The sequence below is a fragment of the Pseudomonas sp. 34 E 7 genome (assembly GCF_900005715.1).
GTDB classification, from domain to species: Bacteria; Pseudomonadota; Gammaproteobacteria; order Pseudomonadales; family Pseudomonadaceae; genus Aquipseudomonas; species Aquipseudomonas orientalis_A.
On sequence record NZ_CVTX01000155.1, the window covers coordinates 2,593 to 8,228 of the forward strand.

Sequence of the window (5,636 nt, forward strand, 5' to 3'; positions counted from 1 at the left end):
CTAACCCGGCGTCCTGCCGGGTTACCCACGGATTCAAGCCTGCGTTCGGCCAGCGTGGTTTAACGGGGCGCCTGAGATCAAGATCAAAAGCAGAGCAAGATCAAGAGCGACTCGCTTCGCATCGTGGGTACGGTTGGGCGCTGCTGAGTTGCGTAGATGCCTATGCCCCGATGAGGCAGTGTCAGTAAATGCATTGCAAACTGATATATCGCCGTCGGGGGCAAGTCGAATCGTCGCACCGCCCCTCCCACATTTGGATCGAGTCTGACCAATGGCCCCTTGCGCGGACCTAATTTCCTTGTTAGCTTCTGGCAAAATGTTAACGATAACATTTGCTCTAAAAATAAAAACAAAACAGAGACCCACGCCATGAAAATGCTCCCGAAAACCCTGTGTTTATTGGCTGCCAGCATCACTCTGGGCAGCGTTTCCCCTGTGTTTGCCGAAGCCGCCAAGCCGATCCGCATCGGCGCCTCCTTCCAGGAGATCAACAACCCCTATTTCGTCACCATGAAGAACGCCCTGGAAGAAGCCGGCGCGAGCATCGGGGCGACACTGATCATTACCGACGCCCGGCATGACGTGTCCAAGCAGGTCAGTGACGTTGAAGACATGCTGCAAAAAGGCATCGATATCCTGCTGATCAACCCGACCGACTCGGTCGGTGTGCAATCGGCGGTCAAGTCCGCCCATGCTGCCGGTGTGGTCGTAGTGGCAGTGGACGCCCAGGCGGAGGGCCCGCTGGATTCTTTCGTCGGCTCGAAAAACTTCGATGCCGGTTTCCAGGCCTGTGAGTACCTAGCCAGGCACATCGGCGACAAAGGCAATATCGCCATCCTCGACGGCATTGCCGTGGTGCCGATCCTCGAACGTGTGCGCGGTTGCAAGGAGGCGGTGGCCAAGCACCCGGACATCAAGATTGTCAGCATCCAGAACGGCAAGCAGGAACGTGACCAGGCGCTGACCGTCACCGAAAACATGTTGCAGGCCCAGCCCACCCTCAAGGGCATTTTCAGCGTGAACGATAACGGCTCCCTCGGCGCGCTGTCGGCCATCGAAGCCAGCGGCATGGATGTGAAGCTGGTGAGCGTCGACGGTGCGCCGGAAGCGATCAAGGCGATCCAGAAACCCGGCAGCAAGTTCATCGCCACCTCGGCCCAATACCCCCGTGACCAGATCCGCCTGGCCCTGGGCATAGCCCTGGCCAGGAAGTGGGGCTCGCAAGTGCCCGCCACGATCCCGGTGGACATCACCCTGATCGACCAGGCCAAGGCCGGGAACTTCAGCTGGTAAACCCCTGCGCCCCACGTCCGCCGTGGGGCGCCGGTCTTCCTTCTGAGTGCGAGGCCTTCGGTATGAGCAGTCTTCTGAAGCTGGAAAATATCTGTAAGCGTTACCCGGGGGTGCAGGCCCTCCAGTCCATCAACCTGCAAGTGGAGCGCGGCGAAATCCACGCGTTGCTCGGGGAGAACGGCGCGGGCAAATCCACCCTGATGAAGATCCTCGGCGGCGTCGAGCATCAGGACGAAGGGCAGATCCTGATCGACGGCCAGCCCCGGCAATTTGCGACCTACCGTGATGCGATTGCCGCCGGCATCGGCATTGTGTTCCAGGAATTCAGCCTGATTCCCTACCTCACAGCGGTGGAAAATATCTTCCTCGGCCATGAGCTGAGCAACCGCTTCGGCCTGTTGCGTAAACGCGAAATGCTTGAGGCCTGCCAGGCGTTGTTCAAGCGCCTGGGCGTGTCGATTAACCTGGAATGCGCCGTCAGGCACCTGAGCGTGGCCGAGCAGCAGTTCGTCGAGATCGCCAAGGCCCTGGCCCTGGATGCGCGTTTGCTGGTGCTCGATGAACCTACCGCAACGCTGACGCCCAGCGAGGCCGAGCTGCTGTTCGAGATCATGCGCGAACTCAAGCGCCAGGGCGTGGCAGTGATTTTCATCTCGCACCATCTGGAGGAGATTTTCCAGGTGTGCGACCGCATCAGTGTGTTGCGCGATGGCGGCAATGCAGGCGTCACCGCCGTGGCCGACAGCGATATCGACCGTCTGGTCGAGATGATGGTCGGCCGCCGCCTGGAATGCAGTTTCCCGCCCAAGCCCAGCACCGCACGCGGGCCTTTGCTGCTGGAGGTCAAGGACATCCAGCTGGTGCGCAACGGCCCGCATAACCGCTTTGACTTGCACAGCGGTGAAATCCTCGGCTTTGCCGGCCTGGTCGGTTCCGGTCGCACCGAACTGGCCCTGGGCATGATGGGCGCGCTGCCCTCGGTGAGCAAAGACGTGTGGCTGCGCGGCGAAAAGGTCAGCCTCGACGACCCGGCCCAGGCGCTGGCCCATGGCATCGGCCTGCTGCCGGAGAGCCGCAAGAGCGAAGGGCTGATCACCGACTTCAGCATTCGCGAAAATATCTCGTTGAACAACCTGCCCAAATACCAGAACGCCGCGGGCCTGATCGACAAGGCCAGGGAATGCGCCAGCGTCGAAGCGCTGATGCGCCAGCTGTCGATCAAGGCGCCCAGCGCGGAAAGCCGCGTGTTCAACCTCAGCGGCGGCAACCAGCAAAAGGTGGTGATTGCCCGCTGGATCAACCACCACTGCGACGTGCTGGTGTTCGACGAACCCACCCGGGGCATCGATGTCGGCGCCAAGGCGCAGATCTACGCGCTGATGCGCAGCCTCACCGAACAGGGCTACGCGATCATCATGATTTCCTCCGAACTGCCGGAAGTCATCGGCATGTGCGACCGCGTCGCGGTGTTCCACAAGGGCGCGATCGTCAAGGTGCTGGAAGCGTCCGCCGTCAATCCTCAAGAGGTCATGCGCCATGCAACAGGGGGCTCAAGTGAATACGTCCATTAATGCCGCAGGCACCGGCCGGTTGCGCCTGAACCTGGCGCGGTTGCTGCGCTCGCCGGCGTTTTATCCCTTTGTCGGGCTGGTGGTGGTGACCCTGGTGATGATTCTCGCCAGCGACACCTTCCTCACCGCCGGCAACCTGTCGAACATTGCGCGCCAGGTGTCGATCAACGCGATCATCGCGGTGGGCATGACCTGCGTGATTCTTACCGGCGGCATTGATCTGTCGGTGGGGCCGGTGATGGCGCTGTCCGGCACGCTCACGGCCGGCTTGATGGTCGCAGGGCTGCCGCCGGGCCTGGCAATCGGCGCCGGGATGCTGGTGGGTGTGGCGTTCGGCATCGGCAACGGCCTGTTCGTGGCCTACCTGCATATGCCGCCGATCATCGTGACCCTGGCGACCATGGGCATCGCCCGGGGCCTGGGGCTGATGTACACCGACGGCTATCCGATTTCCGGGTTGCCGGAGTGGTTCGCGGTGTTCGGCCGCGCCAGCGTATTGGGCATCCAGGTGCCGATTCTGATCATGCTGCTCACTTACCTGGCGGCCTATGTGCTGCTGCAGCACACGCGCATCGGTCGCTACATCTACGCCATCGGCGGCAATGAGGAGGCGGTGCGCTTGTCCGGGGTACGGGCGGCGCGCTTCAAATTGCTGGTGTACGGCATCAGTGGCCTCACCGCAGCGATTGCCGGGCTGGTGCTGACCTCACGCCTGATGAGCGGCCAGCCGAATGCCGGTGTGTCGTTCGAACTGGATGCGATTGCCGCCGTGGTACTGGGCGGTGCGTCGATTGCCGGCGGGCGCGGCGTGATCATCGGCACCTTGCTCGGCGCCATGTTGCTCGGCGTCTTGAACAACGGCTTGAACATGCTCGGCGTATCGCCTTACGTGCAGAGCGTGATCAAGGGCGCAATCATTTTGCTGGCGATCTTTATCAGCCGTCAGCGCCATCGCTAACCCTCTATCCACACAGGAACGAACACCATGGACAAGCACACTGATATGCAAGCCGTCGTCTGCCACGGCCCCAAAGACTACCGCCTGGAGCGCATCGGCAAACCCCAGGCGCGGCCCAATGAACTGGTGATCCGCATTGCTGCCTGCGGCATCTGCGCCAGCGATTGCAAGTGCCATTCCGGCGCGGCGATGTTCTGGGGCGGCGACAATCCTTGGGTCAAGGCGCCTGTGGTGCCGGGCCACGAGTTTTTCGGCTATGTGGTGGAGGCGGGCGAGGGCGCCGAGGAGCACTTCGAAGTGACGGTGGGCGACAAGGTGATCGCCGAGCAGATCGTGCCTTGCAGCAAGTGCCGATTCTGCAAGTCGGGCAAATACTGGATGTGCGAAGTGCACAACATCTTCGGCTTTCAGCGTGAGGTCGCCGAGGGCGGTATGGCTCAATACATGCGCATTCCCAAGACGGCCATCGTGCACAAGATTCCCGAGTCGGTGTCCCTGGAAGACTCGGCGCTGGTGGAGCCCATGGCCTGCTCGATCCATACGGTCAACCGTGGCGATATCCAGCTTGACGACGTGGTGGTGATTGCCGGCGCCGGCACCCTGGGCCTGTGCATGGTGCAGGTGGCGGCGCTGAAGACGCCGAAGAAACTGGTGGTGATCGACATGGTCGACGAGCGTCTGGAGCTGGCGAAAAAGTTCGGCGCCGATGTGGTGATCAACCCGTCGCGGGACAACGCTCGCGCAATCATCAACGGCCTTACCGATAATTATGGCTGCGACGTGTACATCGAGACCACCGGCGTACCGGCCGGCGTCACCCAGGGCCTGGACCTGATCCGCAAGCTCGGGCGCTTCGTCGAATTCAGCGTGTTCGGCGCCGAGACCAGCGTGGACTGGTCGATCATCGGCGACCGCAAGGAGCTGGACGTACGCGGCGCCCACCTGGGTCCGTATTGCTACCCAATTGCCATCGACCTGTTCGAACGCGGCCTGGTCACGTCAAAAGGCATCGTCACCCATGACTTCCCGCTGGATGACTTCGCCGAGGCCTTCGAGCTGGCCAACTCGACCAAGTCGATCAAGGTGCTGTTGAAGCCGGTGCTCTGACGATGAACTACGTGATGGGTGTAGACATAGGGACCCAGAGCACCAAGGCGCTGCTGGTGGATGCCCACGGCACGATCATCGCCCAGCACAGCCAGGGCTATCGCGTGGATACGCCGAAAGTGCGCTGGGCCGAGCAATGGCCGCAGGTCTGGCTGGATGCGGTCGAGGCGTGTGTGGCGCAGTGCATGCTCAAGGCCGGTGTTGCGGCGCAACAGGTCAAGGCGTTGTGCATCAGCAGCCTGTACGGCGGCTCGGGAATCGCGGTGGATGCGCAGATCACACCGTTGCACCCGTGCCTGATCTGGATGGACCGTCGTGCCGGTGAGCAAGTGGCGTGGGTGCGTGGGAATGTCGATCTGGACCGAATGTATGCGGTCACCGGCAACTCGCTGGACAGCTACTACGGCTTCACCAAGATGCTCTGGCTCAAGCAGCACCAGCCTGACGTGTGGGCCAACACGCGCTACCTGCTGCCGCCCAACAGCTATATCAACTGGTGCCTGACCGGCGAGCTGGCGGTGGACCACAGCAGCGCCGGCAATATCGGCGGTGTCTACGATGTGGTTGCGCGCGGCTGGTCGGGCGAGATGCTCGATGCACTGGGCATCCCGCCGGCGATGATGCCGGAGCGGTTGCTGTATTCCGGCGAGGTGGTGGGCGGTTTGCTTCAGGACTGGGCCGCGCGCCTGGGCCTGCAGGCGGGCACG

General features: G+C 62.1%; 5 protein-coding genes. All 5 read left to right on the forward strand.

The annotated features are described in order from the left end of the window. Nucleotides 1-369 precede the first annotated feature (369 nt). Nucleotides 370-1,293 (forward strand): substrate-binding domain-containing protein, encoded by a 924-nt coding sequence (locus BFP96_RS19310; RefSeq protein ID WP_065884814.1) that lies wholly within the window; start codon nt 370-372, stop codon nt 1,291-1,293. A gap of 62 nt (nt 1,294-1,355) precedes the next feature. Beyond that, on the forward strand, nt 1,356-2,864 hold the full coding sequence (locus BFP96_RS19315) for a sugar ABC transporter ATP-binding protein (protein WP_065936833.1): 1,509 nt from the start codon (nt 1,356-1,358) through the stop codon (nt 2,862-2,864). Further along, nucleotides 2,830-3,822: an ABC transporter permease gene (locus BFP96_RS19320; RefSeq protein WP_065895856.1), complete on the forward strand. Its 993-nt coding sequence runs from the start codon at nt 2,830-2,832 to the stop codon at nt 3,820-3,822. The genes BFP96_RS19315 and BFP96_RS19320 overlap by 35 nt, the downstream gene beginning before the upstream one ends. A 27-nt stretch (nt 3,823-3,849) precedes the next feature. Continuing rightward, nucleotides 3,850-4,929 (forward strand): alcohol dehydrogenase catalytic domain-containing protein, encoded by a 1,080-nt coding sequence (locus BFP96_RS19325; protein ID WP_065892582.1) that lies wholly within the window; start codon nt 3,850-3,852, stop codon nt 4,927-4,929. Between the two features lie 2 nt (nt 4,930-4,931). Next, a partial coding sequence (locus tag BFP96_RS19330; RefSeq protein WP_256549160.1) for an FGGY family carbohydrate kinase occupies nt 4,932-5,636 on the forward strand: 705 nt, incomplete at its 3' end.

Coding starts and splice junctions, on each gene's coding strand:
- BFP96_RS19320 (WP_065895856.1), top strand. CDS start 2,830: ATGCAACAGGGGGCTCAAGTGAATACGTCCATTAATGCCGCAGGCACC.
- BFP96_RS19315 (WP_065936833.1), top strand. CDS start 1,356: ATGAGCAGTCTTCTGAAGCTGGAAAATATCTGTAAGCGTTACCCGGGG.
- BFP96_RS19310 (WP_065884814.1), top strand. CDS start 370: ATGAAAATGCTCCCGAAAACCCTGTGTTTATTGGCTGCCAGCATCACT.
- BFP96_RS19325 (WP_065892582.1), top strand. CDS start 3,850: ATGGACAAGCACACTGATATGCAAGCCGTCGTCTGCCACGGCCCCAAA.